We start from the raw sequence: 18560 nt of genomic DNA, 5'->3' as shown, positions 1-18560 counted from the left end.
CTATTACCTCAACGAATCTGTTAGAAATTTGAAAACTGTCATACCCGACAGCCATCACCAATATTTCTTTCTTACTTCTTGCCCCCAAGAAATAAAAACGGACGCATCCGACACTAATTCAAGATATTCAAAAATCGCACCATCGCTCGATTAATAACGGCCAACTAGTCATTTTTTCACGCTAATCACCCTAATAACCGAACAAATAATCAACCTTATTTGAACAAATAAAACACTCCATTCTTATTTCTATAATAAAATTATTATATTCAATACCGCAAAGAAACATTACAAATTACAATTAATATCACCATATATTATTTCATAATAATAAAACAATGTGACATGTATAATAATTAACTCAATAAAATATTGATTGTAACGAGATGTATTCAAATTAGATGGTTTTGTGATGTTATTTTTATGACGCCAAGAGATATTTACCAACACGCGGTGCAAAATGGGATAAAATTTAATATTATTCAATTATATACCCCTCCCAATATATACATTTATACCCGTCACCTTTCAAGTTGCCTCTTTGTTGGCCGCACTCGCTCACCCCGGTCACCCCGGTCACATAGTTTGGGGGATTCACTCCCTTGCCGTCGCGATCCATCTTGAAATCCATAGGGTATATTGCCTATCCAACAGGACTATTTTATTTGCTATTCTTTGCCATAGAGAACAAGGCGAACTACCCTTCACATATTACGTGTATACGCCGGGCTATCTGCACCGTCCGTATTTGCTGTTCATTTATAAAAACGGCCCGCAACAATTACCCCTAATAGGTAAGGTCTTTAATTATCACGAGCATTTAAAATAAACCCAATATATTCCAAAGCGAGATCATGAAATTAAAGGTAATTAAACCAGCCTATATCACCACCAAAAAACACATTACCATGATCACACCTTCAATTATCTTCTCATAATTATCTATTACAATAAATATTCCCAACAATAACACTACAATTAAAAATATAATTCCGATACCAAGGCAATCAACAAAACAAAATAAAATCAACAATAAAATCCGTTTGAGTTCACACAATATAAAATAGCAACAATAATAACAAAGAAACCTAAAAAAATAACTTATATGGGAATGATAACTTCCCTTATTCTATTTTAATGCATAAAAAATCCGGTATAATAAATACATACCGGATTATCACACTAGAACTAAATAATTGAGTACTTCCTTAATATATCAGTATTATGAAGCCTCCTCGTCATAGTTGATTGCCAACGCCCTATTCAAAATCTGAGCTAAAGTGATTTTATTCTCATTATCCTCCAATAAACTAAAATGGTTACCCGGAGTAGCAATCAATTGAAGTGAAGTATCAGGCATTACCCGCTCCCAACCTAACGACGGTTCTATGTTCACGGATTCTGGCTTTTCATCCACCACAAAAGAAACAGCAGGAGAAGGTTCTACCGCATAGAACTGATGCAGCGTTATCGCTAATGCCGGCGGCTCATAATCGGCAACGATTTGTGTGTAACGTTCGATCTGCCGCCAACATTTTGCAATCACATCAGTACGCTGATTTGCTGGATATAACGCCAATTCTTGCGCCGCAGCAATAAACTGAACCAAATCCAATTCATCAATTCGCCGGTATAGCGCAGCAATCTCTTCTTTGCACGCCTCCCCTGACTGCCGGACCAGCTCAGTAAAGAAATGATGTTTGGACTGCATGGCCTCTTTGCCAAAATAATGAGGCGCAGGCGTATCAATCAGCCCCAGGAAATTAACTCGCTCGCCAGCGCTCAGAAGCTGTTGGGCAATGGCATAAGCCAATATCCCACCAGAAGAGTAGCCGCTTATCCGATATGGACCTGCCGGTTGGACGGCTTTCATCAAGGCGATCATTCTGGCTGCTTGCTCTTCCATCGTTAACATCGGTTCTTCACTGATGGATGGCCAAGGCATCGCATAAATCGGATAGCCCGACGGAATATGCTGAGCCAGCCCGAAGACATAAGAATAATCACCCATGCCGCTGGGAACAAAGAACAACGGCAATTCTGCTCCATCAGGTCGCACCGATATAGCGCTGCTTTGCGGCTGAGACAATAAATCCGAGGTGATTTTTGCGGTCAATTCGGCCAGCACCGGGAATTGGAACAAAGTGTTCAGTGTAAAAATCAACCCTCGGCCAGCGGCAAGATTCATCATTCGCATAGCAAGCAATGAGTGACCGCCCAACGCGAAGAAATTGTCATACCGGCTAACCTGCTCAATCCCTAGCAATTCACACCAAATCTCGGCTAATACGGTTTCCTTTTCGCCCTGTGGCGCCTCGTAAGCCTGACGAGCAAACGCTTCACTGTCCGGCTCCGGTAACGCATGACGATCCAACTTACCGTTTGACGTCAATGGAAAAGCGTCCAGACGCACAAAGGCTGACGGCACCATGTAGTCAGGTAAAATAACACTCAAGTGGGTACGCAAGCTATTCGCCAGCCTCTCATCCGCTTGCGCCGCCACATAAGCCACCAAGCGTTTGTCCTGCCCTTCACCCAACGCCAGCACCACAGATTGACTTACCGCAGGATGCTCCGCCAACCGGGCCTCAATTTCACCCGGTTCAACTCGGAAGCCGCGAATTTTCACCTGATGATCATTACGGCCAAGGAATTCCAGATTGCCATCCGGCAAGTAGCGAACCAAATCCCCGGTTCGATACATCCGTGCATTTGGATTATCGTCAAACGGATCAGTCAGGAAGTATTCCGCGGTCAGTTCAGCACGGTTGAGATAACCCCGCGCTACACCCGCTCCCCCAATATACAATTCCCCTACCGCGCCTAACGGTACTGGCTGCCCCTGAACGTCGAGCAAGTAAACACGGGTATTCGGCAGAGGGCGACCGATGATATTGGCCTGCCCCATCCCCTCGTTTAGGCAGGATGTCGTCGTGGTAATCGTAGCTTCTGTCGGACCGTAGCAATTAATCAGAACAGGGTATTCACCGTGAACCGATAGCCAACGTTGTAACTCATGATCAGGTATCGCTTCCCCACCAATGCAAATAATTCTTACGCCCTGATAGATATCACCTTTATTAACATTTGATATTATCCGCCAGAATTGAGCGGGTATCGCAATGTAGGTAATTTTATAAGACTCGCACAGACGCCAGAACTCCTGCGCACTCAAGGTCCACTGATTTGTCCTTAAGACTAATTGTGCTCCCTGTGTTATTGCGCAAAATATTTCTGATACACAAACGTCAAAAGAAGGGTTGCAAAATTGTAATATGCGGTCAGATGCATTAAGCAACCACTTCCTGTTCAGCGAAGTAATTTGACTGACCAGTTGCCTATGCTCAACCATCACCCCCTTTGGCGTGCCGGTCGAACCGGAGGTGTAAATCACATACGCCAGATGCCGAGAGGTCAATTCCGTTATCTGTGGATTGCTGTCTGGCTGATCAGGCAATGTATTCGGATCAAGCACTGTCAGCCCGGTCAGCACGTTCTCGCCCAACGTGGTACGTCCAACGGCATCAGCCAACAAAATAACCGGTGAAACATCGGCCAAAATATGTGATAGACGTTCGCCCGGATAATCCGGGTCCAGCGGCACATAAGCCGCGCCTGCTTTCAGCACCGCCAACAATCCCACCACCATCGCCGGTGAACGGGTCACGCAAATCGCCACCCGCTGGTCCGGCAAAGTACCTAGCGCAATCAATTGATGGGCCAGCCGATTAGCGCGGGCATTCAATTCGGCATAACTAAGAGTTTGTTCCTCATACACTAACGCTGTCGCGTCCGGGGTTTGCTCTACCTGTTGTTCAAACAATTGATGAATACATAACGGTTCCAAATACGAGGTTTCCGCCGCATTCCAAGTGCTTAACAGCAACGTACACTCCGTTTCAGGCAGAATGTTCAATGTCCGTACCGGCATTTCCGGGGTCTGTTCCAGCGCCGCCGCCAAGCTCTCCAGCGCCTGTCGCATATAGCCACATACCCGTTCAGGCTCAAACGGCTGGATAACTTGAGCCGTCAGCCCCAGTGCGTCGCCAAAATCTTCCACCGACAAGGCAAACGGATAGTTGGTAAACTCCTGCGCCCCAAGGAATTCAATGCCGTCCATCGTTTCATCCAGAGGATCAGGCTGATCATTATGTCGGTAGTTCAACAAGGCGCTAAACAGCGGCACGCCATCCAACACCCCGCTACAACGCTGAGCCAGCGCCAGTGAGGCATGCTCATGTTCCAACAATCCCGCTAACCGGCGATGTACTGCCTGTACACTATCACGCACCGGCGTATCATCCATATCCAGCCGCAACGGCAAGGTATTGATAAACAGCCCCATGCCGCTGTCAACCCCTTTCCCCACCGCCATGCGCCCAAATATTACGGTACCGAACACCACCTGTTCCTGTCCGCTGGTACGCGACAACACCTGCGCCCAAGCCAAATGACATAAAGCCGCCAGACTCACCCCCAAACGCCGGGCTTGACCACGCAGACGGTCATTCAGCTCAGGGGCCAACATCCGCTGCGATTCCGTCACCTGCGAACCATCACGATGCACCTCCGTCAATCCGAATGGCAGCGTAGGTTCATCCACCCCGGCTAACATGTCGGTAAAGAAACGAATATGCGCTTCCTGACTCACTCCCAGCCGGGCCTGCGCCACCAAATTGCGGAAAGGCGTCGGCGTTGGCAGGCTCTCCTCCTGCCCGTCCAGATAAGCTTGTACTTCACGGTTCATCACGTCCAGCGTGGTATGGTCGCCAATCAAATGATGCAGTAATTGCAGCACAATCCAACGGCCATCGGTTTCCTGTGCCACTATAAAGCGCAATAACGGCGCTTCGCTCAGGTCTAAACGATGGTGACGAGGATCAAAATGCTCAGCCAATTGCTCGCTAACCGGTCCATCGGCTGGGTTTAGCGTCAGCTCAGTCACCGATAAGGATGCCCGACGCCAAACCACTTGGGCGGGTACTGACAATCCCTGCCAGATAAAGGCGGTACGCAGGATATCGTGTCTATTAACCACCTGTTGCACCGCCGCCAAATAACGGTCCAGCAAAGTCCGTTCAGTAAAGACCATCTGACCGGTTAATAAATAGGGGTCCCCTTTGTTTGCCAGTAGATGATGGAACAAAATACCGTCCTGCAATGGCGACAGGGCATAGATATCCTGAATATTGGCAACCCCGCCCGGCACTTGCCCGACGATGCGGTCAATGTCAGTTTGGGTCAAATCAATTAGCGGCAACATTACCGGTGTCAGCGTCGTAGTTGCCGGGGTGATCACGTTACCCGGCACGATTACGGCTTGATGCTGTCCCAACGTTTGCGCCAAATCTGACAGCACCGGCGACTGGAACAGATCACGCGCTGCCAGCGTCAACCCCAAGTGACGCAAGCGTTCAATCATCCGTACAGCAAGCAGTGAATGGCCGCCCAACGCAAAGAAGCTGTCATACCGACTAACCTGTTCAATCCCCAGTAATTCACGCCAAATCGCCGCCAGCGTCATTTCCGTTTCGCCTTGCGGCGCTACGTAAGCCTGACGAGCAACGGCTTCACTGTCCGGTGCCGGTAGCGCCCGACGATCCAACTTACCGTTCGGCGTCAATGGAAACGCATCCAGCCGTACAAAAGCTGACGGCACCATATAGTCAGGCAAAATTTCGCTCAGGTAATCACGCAAACTATTCACCAGCCCATCATCCTCAGGCGCCGCCACATAGGCCACCAGCCGTTTATCCGGCCCATCACCTAGCGCCGATACCGCCGCCTCACGCACCGCCGGATGCTCCACCAGACGCGCCTCAATTTCTCCCGGTTCAATGCGGAAGCCTCGGATTTTCACCTGCTGGTCATTTCGGCCCAGGAACTCCAGATTACCGTCCGGCAAATAGCGAGCCAAATCCCCGGTGCGGTACATACGAGCATCAGGTTTATCACTGAATGGATCGATCAGGAAACGTTCGGCGGTTAACTCAGGGCGATTGAGATAACCTTGAGCGACCCCATCGCCACCGACATAAATTTCACCGATCACACCCGGCGGCACCGGCTGACCATACGCATCCAGCACATAAACCCGTGTATTCGCTATCGGCCGACCAATAGGTATCCGGCTCGCTCCCTGTGGCAACGCCTCGATAGGATACATGGTGGTAAAAGTGGTCCCTTCACTCGGACCATAGGCTTGCAAGAGTCGTTGTGGCGGACGATTATCCAGAACCTGAGCAATCACCTGTAAATCGGGGATATCTCCGCCAAAAATCAGGATCTTAATTTGCGGAAGAATGGGAGATAACTCTGCCGCCAATCGGTTAAACAACCCGATAGTCAGCCATAGAACCGTGATGCGGCGCTCTTGTAACGTCAGCACTAACTCCTGTGGCGTCAATAAGGTGGCGCGGTCGATAACCACTAAAGCACCACCGTTAAGCAACGGCGCCCAAACTTCAAATGTGCTGGCATCAAAAGCCGGATTAGCCGTAAAGGCAACCCTATCCTCCGGCCCGATGTCGGCATAGCCATTATTAATGACCAGCCGAACCATAGCACGATGCCGCACTAAAACCCCTTTGGGCGTGCCGGTCGAACCGGAGGTATACATGATATACGCTAACTCGGTGCTGGAACGCGGCACATCAGGGTTGATACGATCTTGCTCTCTGTTCGCGCTTTTCTCATCCGAGAGACGTAACAGCGGAATCGTCAAGTTAGTCGGAATATCAGTCCGTGTATCGGTAAGCAGCAACCGAGCGGAACAATCACTTATCAGCCAATTTTTCCGTTCATCCGGCATACTGGGATCAACCGGCACGTAAACAGCGCCGGCTTTAAGAATCGCCAATTGAGCCGCCACCAGCTCCATCGAGCGCTCTAACAGGATCGCAACATGGTCATTCGGACGAATTCCCTGTTCAATTAGCTGATGGGCCAAGCGGTTAGCGCATGTATTCAGTTCCGTATAACTTAGGGTTTTATCTCCCGCTATCAGCGCCGTCGCCTCCGGGGTCTTCTCTACCTGCCGCTCAAACAATTGATGAATACATAACGCATCAGGATAAGCGGTTTCCGTGGCGTTCCAGGTTTCCAGCAACAGTGTGCGTTCTGTTTCGGGCAGGATGTTCAAGGCGCGTATCGGTGTCTGCGGCGCTTGCTCCAAAGCTTCCACCAGACTCTCCAGCGCCTGCTGCATATAACCGCACAGGCTTTCCGGATCAAACGGTTGCACTACCTGAGCCGTCAGCCCCAGAGATTCGCCAAAGTCCTCCACCGACAGTACAAATGGGTAGTTAGTTCGCTCCTGTGCGTCAAGAAATTCAATACCGCTGATCAGTTCATCTGACGTTGCCGACAAAGTATTGTGCCGATAGTTCAACAATGCGCTAAAGAGCGGCGTACCGCTGGCAACCCCACTGCAACGTTGAGCCAATGCCAATGAAGCATGCTCATGCGCCAATAATCCGGCAAGTCGGGTATGGGCGGCCTGCACGCTGTCCCGCACTGGGGTCTCATCGATATCCAGCCGCAACGGCAAGGTATTGATAAACAACCCCATGCCATTGTCAGCACCGCTTCCCGCCTGCATACGCCCAAACAGCACCGTACCAAACACGACACTCTGCTGACCACTGGTACAGGACAACACCTGCGCCCAGGCCAGATGACACAGCGCCGCCAGACTGACGCCCAAACGCCTGGCCTGACTACGCAAACGGTCATTTAGCTCAGGAACCAACATCCGGTGAGATTCCGTCACCTGCGAACCGTCACGATGCACCTCCGTCAATCCAAACGGCAACGTGGATTCATCCACCTCCGCCAACATCTCGGTAAAGAAGCGGGTGTGTTCTTCCTGACTGACGCCCAACCGAGCCTGCGCCACCAGATTGCGGAAAGGAACCGGCGCCGGCAAGCGCTCCTCTTGCCCCGTCAGATATGCCTGCACTTCGCGGTGCATCACTTCCATCGTTTCATGGTCACCGATCAAGTGATGATGCAATTCCAGTAACAACCAACGACCATCCGTTTCTTGAGCGATAACAAAACGCAGTAACGGGGCTTGGCTCAGATCAAGACGATAGTGAGCGGGATCAAAACGCCGGGTTAATTGATCACTGACCGGACCGTCAGCCGGGTTTAGCGTCAATTCTGTCACTGACAATGGGGCCTGACGCCAGACCACCTGCGCCGGCATTGACAATCCTTGCCAGATAAAGGCGGTGCGCAGGATATCATGCCGATCAATGGTCCGTTGAATCGCCGCCAAATAGCGATCCAACAGCGCCCGATCAGCAAAAACCATCTGGCTGACTAACAGATATGTGTCACCTTCATTCTCCAATAGATGGTGGAACAAAATACCATCCTGCAATGGCGACAGTGCATAGATATCCTGAATATTCGCCATCCCACCCGGTACCTGTCCGACGATGCGGTCAATATCAGCCTGAGTTAAATCAATCAGCGGCAACATTTCAGGTGTCAGCACCGTTGTATCCGATGTAATACCGTTGTCAGGTACCCGGATTTCATCATGCTGAACCAGAGACTGTGCCAGAACACGGAGTGTTGGATGCTGAAATAGCATTTGTACTGATACACCCAGACCGACACGCCGCAATCGTTCAATCATACGCACGGCGAGTAAGGAGTGGCCGCCCAATGCAAAGAAGCTGTCATGTCGGCTAATCTGTTCAACGCCCAGTAACTCACACCAAACAGCCGCCAACATCGTTTCTATCTTCCCTTGCGGGGCCTCATAGACCTGACGGGCAAACGCCGCCTCCCCCGGTGCCGGCAACGCCCGGCGATCCAACTTGCCATTCGGCGTCTGCGGGAAGCTATCCAGCCGCACAAAGGCCGCCGGGATCATATAGTCAGGTAAAACTGCGCTCAGATGTTCACGTAAATTAGCAGTCAATCCCTCATGCGCTTGTGCCGCTACATAGGCCACCAGCCGTTTGCCCAGCTCATCATCCAACGCCAGCACCGCCGCTTCCTGTACCGCCGGATGTTCCACCAACCGAGTTTCAATTTCCCCCAGTTCAACCCGGAAGCCGCGAATTTTAACCTGTTGGTCGTTACGACCGAAGAATTCCAACTCACCGTCCGGCAGATAACGCGCTAAATCTCCGGTGCGATACATTCGCGCATTGGACACCGGACTAAAGGAATCTGGCATAAAACGTTCTTCGCTCAATGTCAGCCGGTTCAGATAACCCCGTGCCACACCTACTCCCCCAATATACATTTCGCCCACACAGCCCAATGGCACAGGTTGGCTGTATTTGTCCAACAGATAGACACGAGTATTTCTAATCGGTCGACCGATAGAACGATCATCTGCCGGGGATAAGATTTCTTTACAGGTCGCCGTCACGGTATTTTCCGTCGGACCATAAGCGTTCAATAGCCGAGGTCGGTGGCCTTCCTGCCTAAACCAATCCTGAATAGCGTTCTTTTTGACCGCCTCACTGCCAATGATGATCAGCCGGAGACACTCCGGCAACGGTAATTCGTTGTCTCTGGCCGCCAGTTCAGACCAGAATAAGGTCGGCAAAAACATTACCGTAATACGGCTTTGCCGGGCTAAAGCAATAAATTCCGCCATTGAAGCCAGCCAGCTATCATCGCGAATCACTAGCGTGGCGCCGCTGCATAATGACGAGAAACACTCTTCCACTGAAACATCAAACGCAAACGCGGCAAATTGCAATACCCGGTCTTGCGCGGTGATGGCGTAGGGTTCATTAACCCCCAGATAACGTTGATACACCGCCTGATGTTCTACCATCACCCCTTTCGGCTGCCCGGTTGAACCGGAGGTGTAAATCACATAGGCCAGCTGCTGCGGCGTCAATGCGGTCACTAATGGATTGCTGTCCGGTTGATCAGGCTGGATATTCGGGTCAAGTACAGTCAGCCCAGCCAATGCCTCGCCACCCAGTGCGACCTGTCCGATCGCATCAGCCAAGACCACTGATGGGGCCGTGTCATGCAGGATATAGGTCAGACGCTCCTCCGGGTAGGTTGGGTCCAGCGGCACATAAGCTCCACCGGCTTTCAACACCGCCAACAACGCCACCACCATCGCCGGTGAGCGTGCCACGCAAATCGCCACCCGTTGCTCCGGTGTTACGCCACATGCAATCAGTTGATGGGCCAACCGGTTGGCGCAGGCATTTAACTCGGCATAACTTAGCGTCTGCTCTTGATACACCAGTGCCGTGGCCTCCGGGGTTTTCTCCACCTGTTGTTCAAACAACTGATGAATGCATAACGCCTCTGGATATGGGGTTTCCGTGACATTCCAAGTTTCCAATAACAACCTGCGCTCCATTTCAGGCAGGATGCTCAGTGCCCGTACTGGTGTCTCTGGAGCCTGCTCAAGGGCCTCTGCCAAACTCTCCAGCGCCTGCTGCATATAATTGCATAGACTTCCCGGATCAAACGGTTGCACCACATGAGCGATCAACCCCAATGTAGCGCCATCGTCCTCCACCGACATCCCAAAGGGGTAGTTAGTGCTCTCCTGTTCGCCCAGGAATTCAACCCCCTCCATCATTTTATCCAAGGAAGCCGACTGATCATTATGGCGGTAGTTCATCAGGGCGCTAAAGAGCGGCGTACCGCTGGCAACCCCACTGCATCGTTGAGCCAGCGCCAGTGAAGCATGTTCATGTTCCAACAATCCCGCCAGCCGGGTATGTACTGCCTGTACGCTGTCTCGTACCGACGTATCATCGATGTCCAGCCGTAGCGGCAGGGTATTAATAAATAACCCCATGCCATTGTCTGCCCCTTCTCCCGCCGCCATGCGCCCAAACAGCACGGTGCCAAACACCACTTTCTCCTGACCACTGGTACACGACAATACCCGCGCCCAGGCCAAATGACACAACGCCGCCAGACTGACGCCCAAACGCCGAGCCTGACTACGCAGACGATCATTCAAGCTGGCCGTCAACAGCCGATGGGACGCTATCTCCTGAGATCCATCACGATGCACATCCGTCAGCCCGAACGGCAGCGTTGGCTCATCCACCTCCGCTAGCATCTCGGTAAAGAAACGGGTATGCGCTTCCTGATACCCTCCTAACCGGGCCTGCGCCACCAGATTGCGGAACGGTACCGGGTCAGGCAGGCTATTCCCTTGTCCGGCAAGGTACGCCTGCACTTCACGGTTCATCACTTTCATTGCGGTATGGTCGCCAATCAGGTGGTGCTGCAATTCCAGTAACAACCAGCGGCCATCGGTCTCCTGTGCCGCCACAAAACACAACAGCGGGGCCTGACTCAAATCGAGACGATAATGACGGGGGTTAAAACGTTGAACCAGTTGATCACAAATCGGGCCATCAGCCGGGTTCAGCGCCAGCTCAGTCACCGACAAGGATGCCTGACGCCAAACTACCTGAGCCGGTACTGACAACTCTTGCCAGATAAAGGCGGTACGCAGAATATCGTGACGATCAATCACCTGTTGCACCGCCGCCAAATAACGGTCTAACAGAGAGCGATCAGCAAAGGCCATCTGGCTGACCACCAGATAGGGATCGCCTTCGTTTGCCAATAAATGGTGGAACAAAATACCGTCCTGCAACGGCGACAAGGCATAGATATCCTGAATATTAGTCATCCCGCCCGGTACCTGCCCGACGATACGGTCAATCTCAGCCTGAGTCAGATCAATCAGCGGCAACATTTCCGGGGTAATTTTCGTCGTCGCTGACGTAATCACATTCGGCGGCACAGCCATAACCGGTTGCCGCCCCAGTGTTTGTGCTAATTCAAACAACACTGGCGACTGGAACAGGTCGCGCACCGCCAGCGTTAAACCCAAGTGACGCAAACGTTCAACCATCCGCACAGCGAGCAACGAGTGACCGCCCAACGCAAAGAAACTGTCATACCGACTGACCTGTTCAATCCCCAGTAATTCACGCCAAATCGCGGCCAGAACCATTTCCATTTCGCCTTGCGGCGCAGCATAAACCTGACGGGCCAAAGCTTCATTGTCCGGTGCCGGGAGCGCTCGGCGATCCAGTTTACCGTTCGGAGTCAGTGGAAACCCATCCAGACGCACAAAGGCTGTCGGCACCATGTAATCCGGTAAAATGGCGCTCAGGTGATCACGTAGACTCATCGCCAGCCCCTCATGGGCTTCCGCCGCCACATAGGCCACCAGCCGTTTTTCCGGCCCATCGCCTAACGCCAACACCGCCGCCTCTCGCACCGCCGGATGCTCCACTAGACGATTCTCAATTTCCCCCGGTTCAATACGGAAGCCGCGGATTTTAACCTGTTGGTCATTACGGCCCAGAAATTCCAGATTGCCATCCGGCAGATAACGGGCCAAATCCCCGGTCCGGTACATACGCGCATCTGGTTGATCACTAAATGGATCTGTCAGGAAACGTTCAGCAGTTTGGTCAGGGCGATTAAGATAACCGCAGGCCACTCCATCTCCCCCTACATAAATCTCACCAATCGCACCTGACGGTACCGGCTGACCATAAGCATCCAGCAGATAAATACGTGTATTGGCTATCGGCCGACCAATAGGGATGCGAGTCACTCCCTGCGCTAATGCCGCAATAGGATACATGGTGGTAAAAGTGGTTCCCTCACTCGGACCATAAGCCTGCAATAATTGTTGTGGCGGACGATTATCCAGAACCTGAGCAATCACATGTAAATCGGGTATGTCTCCCCCGAAAATCAGGATCTTAATCTGCGGCAGAACCGGAGATAACTCTGCCGCCAGCCGGTTAAACAACCCGATAGTCAGCCACAGAACCGTGATCTGGTGGGCCTGTAAAACCCGCACTAACTCCTGTGGTGTTAATAACGTGGCGCGGTCAATAACCACTAACGCCCCGCCATTGAGTAATGGCGCCCAGACTTCAAATGTGCTGGCGTCAAAAGCAGGGTTAGCGGTAAAGGCAACTCGATCATCATGACCGATTTCGGCATAGCCATTATTGATGACCAACCGGACCACCGCACGATGGGGCGCCAACACTCCTTTGGGTGCCCCGGTAGAACCGGAGGTGTACATGATATACGCTAAATCGGCGCTGGAATGCGGTAAATCAGGGTTGAAGCAATCTTCCTCCCTGTTCATGTCTGTCTCATTCGAGAGACGAAACAGCGGAACTAAGAGGCCGACCGGAATCTCAGATTGTTCATCAGTAATCAGCAACTTAGCTGAACAGTCATTTATCAACCAGTTTTTCCGCTCATCCGGCACACTGGGATCAACCGGCACGTAAACGGCACCGGCTTTAAGAATAGCCAATTGGGCCACCACCAGTTCTATCGATCGCTCTAGCAAAAACGCAATATGATCACCGGGATGAACCCCTTGTTCGATTAACTGACGAGCTAGCCGGTTAGCACGGGTATTCAGTTCTGTATAGCTCAGAGTTTTATCTCCAGCTATCAGCGCTGTCGCCGTTGGAGTTTTTTCTACCTGTTGTTCAAACAACTGCTGGATACATAACTGATCAGGATAGACGGTTTCCGTGGCGTTCCAAGTTTCTAACAACAAGGTACGCTCCGCTTCCGGCAAGATGTCCAATACCCGAACGGACATTTCCGGGGTTTGCTCCAGCGCTGCCGCCAGACTCTCCAGCGCCTGTTGCATATAACCGCATAGAATTTCTGGATCAAACGGTTGCACGACCTGAGCCGTCAGCCCCAGAGTAGAACCGCCATCCTCTACCGACAGCACAAACGGATAGTTAGTTCGCTCCTGTTCGCCCAGGAATTCAATCCCGGCCATTGTTTCATCCAAAGGATCGGGCTGATCATTATGGCGATAGTTCAACAGGGCGCTAAAGAGCGGCGTACCGCTGTCAACTCCACTGCAACGTTGAGCCAGCGCCAACGGTGCATGCTCATGTTCCAACAATTCAGCCAGCCGCAGATGCGCCTCCCGCACACTGTCCCGTACCGGGGTCTCATCCATATCCAGCCTCAACGGCAGGGTATTGATGAACAATCCCATTCCTTCCCCCACGGCCATGCGTCCAAACAGGACGGTACCAAACACCACTTTCTCTTGCCCACTGGTACGCGATAACACTTGCGCCCAGGCCAGATGACACAAAGCCGCCAGACTGACGCCCAAACTCCGGGCCTGACTGCGCAAACGGCCATTTAACTCAGGAGCTAATATCCAGTGAGATTCCGTCTTCTGAGATCCATCACGATGCACACCTGTCAGCCCAAACGGCAACGTTGGCTCATCCACTGCCGCCAACATATCGGTGAAGAAATGGGTATGCGCTGCCTGACTCACTCCCAACCGGGCCTCGGCCACCAGATTACGGAACGGCACCGGCGCCGGCAGATGCTCCCCCTGTCCGGCAAAATAGGCCCGCACTTCACGGTGCATAACTTCCATCGTTTCATGATCACCGATCAAATGATGCTGCAACTCCAGTAAGAACCAGCGGCCATCGGTTTCCTGAGCGATAACAAAATGCAGTAGCGGCGCCTGACGCAAGTCAAGACGATACTGCGCGGGATCGAAACGCCGAGTTAACTGGTCAATCACTGGGCCGTCAGCCGGATCTAGGGTTAGCTCTGCCACAGACAACCGTGCCCGGCGCAAGACCACCTGCGCCGGGACTGACAATCCTTGCCAGATAAAAGCCGTCCGCAAGATATCATGGCGATCAATCGCCTGTTGTACTGCCGTCAGATAACGATCCAGCAAAGAGCGGTTAGCAAAAGCCACCGGATAGAGCACCAAATAGGGGTCACCTTCCTGTTCCAACAGGTGGTGGAACAGGATACCGTCCTGTAACGGCGACAAGGCATAGATATCCTGAATATTCGTCATTCCCCCCGGTACCTGCTCGACGATGCGGTCAATGTCAGTCTGAATCAAATCAATCAGCGGCAACATCTCCGGCGTTAGAGCCGTGGTGGCTGGCGTGATGACGTTAGGCGGCACTATCACAGCCTGATGCTGTCCCAACGTTTGAGCCAATGCTGACAGCACCGGCGACTGGAACAGATCACGCGCCGTCAGCGTCAAACCCAGATGACGCAAACGCTCAATCATCTGCACGCCGAGTAGGGAATGACCACCCAACGCAAAGAAACTGTCATGCCGACTGATTTGTTCAATGCCCAATAATTCACGCCAAATGGCCGCTAGAGTGATTTCAGCCTTCCCTTGTGGAGCTTCATAAATCTGACGGGCAAAATCGTCTTCCCCTGGCGCTGGCAACGCCCGGCGATCTAACTTGCCACTCGGAGTTTGCGGGAAAGTATCCAGACGCACAAAAGCCGCCGGTACCATATAGTCAGGTAAAATGGCGCTCAGGTATTCACGCAAATCAGCCGCTAATCTCTCATTTGCTTCCGCCTCCACATAGGCCACCAGCCGTTTGCCCTGATCGCCATCCAGTGCCAACACCACCGCCTCTTGTACCGCCGGATGTTCCGTTAGCCGGGTTTCAATTTCCCCCAGTTCAATTCGAAAACCGCGAATTTTAACCTGCTCATCGTTACGGCCCAGAAATTCAAGGTCACCATCCGGCAGATAGCGGGCCAAATCCCCAGAACGATACATCCGTTCGCCGGATACCGGACTAAAAGTATCCAGCATAAAACGTTCCACGCTCAACGCTGGCCGGTTGAGATAACCCCGAGCCACACCCACACCGCCAATGTACATCTCACCCACGCAACCTACGGGTACCAGTTCGCCATATTTGCCCAACAGGTAGATACGGGCATTTTTAGCCGGTCGGCCGATAGAACGGGCATCTTCCGGGGATAGCACGTCCTTATAGGTCACCGTCACGGTGTTTTCCGTCGGGCCATAACCATTCAATAGCCGGGGCCGGTGGCCCGTCTGTCTAAACCACGCCTGAATGGCGCTCTTTTTCACCGCCTCCCCTCCAATGATGATGAGCCGGAGACAATCTGGTAGCGGTAATCCACTATCTCTGGCCGCCAGCTCAGACCAGAATAGCGTCGGCAGTGACATCACCGTAATACGATATTGCCGGGTTAAGGCAATAAATTCTGGTATCGAAGCCAGCCAGCTATCATCCCGGATAACCAGTGTGGCCCCGTTGCATAATGACGAAAAGAAATCTTCCACTGAAACATCAAACGCAAACGCGGCAAACTGCAATAGCCGGTCTTGCGCGGTGACGGCATAGGTGTCATTAAAACCCAGATAACGTTGGTAAATTGCCTGATGTTCCACCATCACCCCTTTCGGCTGCCCAGTAGAGCCGGAGGTGTAAATCACATAGGCCAGATGCTGTGGCGTCAACGCCGGGATCTGCGGGTTGCTGTCAGGCTGGTTAAGTTGGATATTCGGGTCTAGTATCGTCATTCCTACCAGCGCCTGTTCGCCCAGCGCCGCCCGGCCAGCTTCATCAACCAGCACCACTGACGGCGCACTGTCACTCAGGATATATGCCAGACGTTCCCGCGGATAAGTCGAATCCAGCGGCACATAAGCCCCACCGGCTTTCAGCACTGCCAGCAATGCCACCACCATCATCGGGGAGCGCTCCACACAAATCGCTACCCGCCGGTCCGGTGTGACGCCCAATGCAATCAGTTGATGAGCCAATCGGTTAGCACGGGTATTCAATTCCGCATAACTGAGAGTCTGTTGTTGATATTCCAACGCTGTGGCGTGCGGGGCTTGTTCTGCCTGTTGCTCAAATAATTGATGAATACATAATGGATCAGGATAAGGGGTCTCCGTGGCGTTCCAGGTTTCCAGTAGCAAGGTACGCTCAGCTTCAGATAACAAATTAAGCTGCCAGATAGGGATTTCCTCTCCCTGTCTTTGTGACGCGGCCAGCATCTGTAAATGTTCACCCATGCGCAGAACCACTTCCGTACTCAGACGATTTTCATCGTAGATCCAACGAAAACCGCCCTGCGCATTGATTTGCAGCGTCAGTAATTCGCCCTGTGGCACCTGATCACACGGCCTATCTTCCGCTATGACAGAAACGGCTATCCGCCACGGACAATGAGTTGTCAACGCCGGAATAGCCCACAATGAAGGAGAGCGCGAGAGGAGATCTCGACTAAATGTGTGGTACCGGCTCAACCGGGCCAACTCGTTATCTAACCCGTTCGCTGCCACATACCAGGGCTTATCAAACTCCATCTCAACGACCATTGGCGCCACCGGCGCCAAATCTGCCGACTTATCGTCTACTCCATCCACGCACCAACCAATTTGGAATGTCGTCTGTTGAGTCAGACGCGCAAGATAGATAACGAATGCCTGCAACAACGTTCGTAGTGGCTCTTCTTCACCATTTTTTGGCAACGGCGGCTGCCAGTCACTGATTACCCAACTGGGTTCCGCTTGTTCTCCGGCGGTTTCAAAAGGTAATTGGAGGGGTTGCAAAGCAGCAAGACGTTCACACCAAAATGATTCATTGGATGTAAACATCTGGGGAATATTCTTTACATTTTGAGTCGGTGGTAAAGTGTCATTTACTTTGGTTATATTTTCTGACGTCTGAGAGAGGAGTTCAGCTTTTGAAGTACTTCCTGCTTGAGCAATGCTATCTTTCATTTACTACCTCAACGAATCTGTTAGAAATTTGGAAACTGTCATCTCTGACAACCATCACTAATATTTCTTTCTCACTTCTTGCCCCCAAGAAATAAAAACGGACACCTCTGATATCAATTCAGGATATTCAGATGTGTAATGCTACAAACCATAATAAAAACAACCAATTAACAATTTATTGACATTAATTTCTCTGACAACAGAATAAATAATTTATTTTATGCTCCGGAATAAGACATTCCATTTTTGTTCCCGTTTTTTTAGATAAATTCGATTAATTGACTGCAATTTTAATTGGCTAATTTGAATTCCATTATTTAAAATGGAACCGTTAAATGTATTTAATTGTACATAAATATTAAATCACTACTGTATTTTATCTATTTTCTATTAATATCCAATTGGAATTATTTCAAAAACAAATGAGAAATTTATAAAAATAAAACGAGCAAGTAACCCCTCAATTACCAAAAAAGTTTACTTTGATAATTACTTATAAAATAAATTCTTTATCTTAATAATTAACCAATATCTCAATTACAAATGTAAATTATTCAACATTTACAATCCATCTTATATATTCAATTATTTGAAGATATAAGCTTAGGCTAAAAGTAATTCATAACACACTATTTTTCAACAAATAAATAATATAGTTAATGTAAATACCGTAAACGAATCAATACAAATTCAAATTAAATGCATTATATTATTTTATAATAATAAGATTATAAAGCCGATATAAATATGACTATGTTTAATACCATAAAGAAACAATTTAAAACTAGAAACGGCTTTATTACACACTATCTTACAATAAACATTAATGCTATAAAACAACCTGATTATCACTTAAATTCAGCTCCCATAGGCGTATACTTAAAATAAGTCTGTGTGGAGGTAAATGAAAATGGCTAAAAATCAGATTCAATTCCAAAAAGGCATTTCTATTCATGAGTTTATTTCA

At 50.5% G+C, this 18560-nt stretch carries 1 protein-coding gene; it reads right to left on the bottom strand.

The window, feature by feature from the left end; translation table 11 throughout:
• Positions 1-1222: 1222 nt before the first annotated feature.
• Positions 1223-17593: a non-ribosomal peptide synthetase gene (locus EAE92_RS18395; protein WP_214069130.1), complete on the bottom strand. Its 16371-nt coding sequence runs from the start codon at positions 17591-17593 to the stop codon at positions 1223-1225.
• Between the last annotated feature and the right edge of the window lie 967 nt (positions 17594-18560).

The sequence above is a fragment of the Photorhabdus hainanensis genome (genome assembly GCF_018448965.1).
GTDB classification, from domain to species: domain Bacteria; phylum Pseudomonadota; class Gammaproteobacteria; order Enterobacterales; family Enterobacteriaceae; genus Photorhabdus; species Photorhabdus akhurstii.
This window is presented reverse-complemented; position numbering and strand designations above follow the sequence as displayed.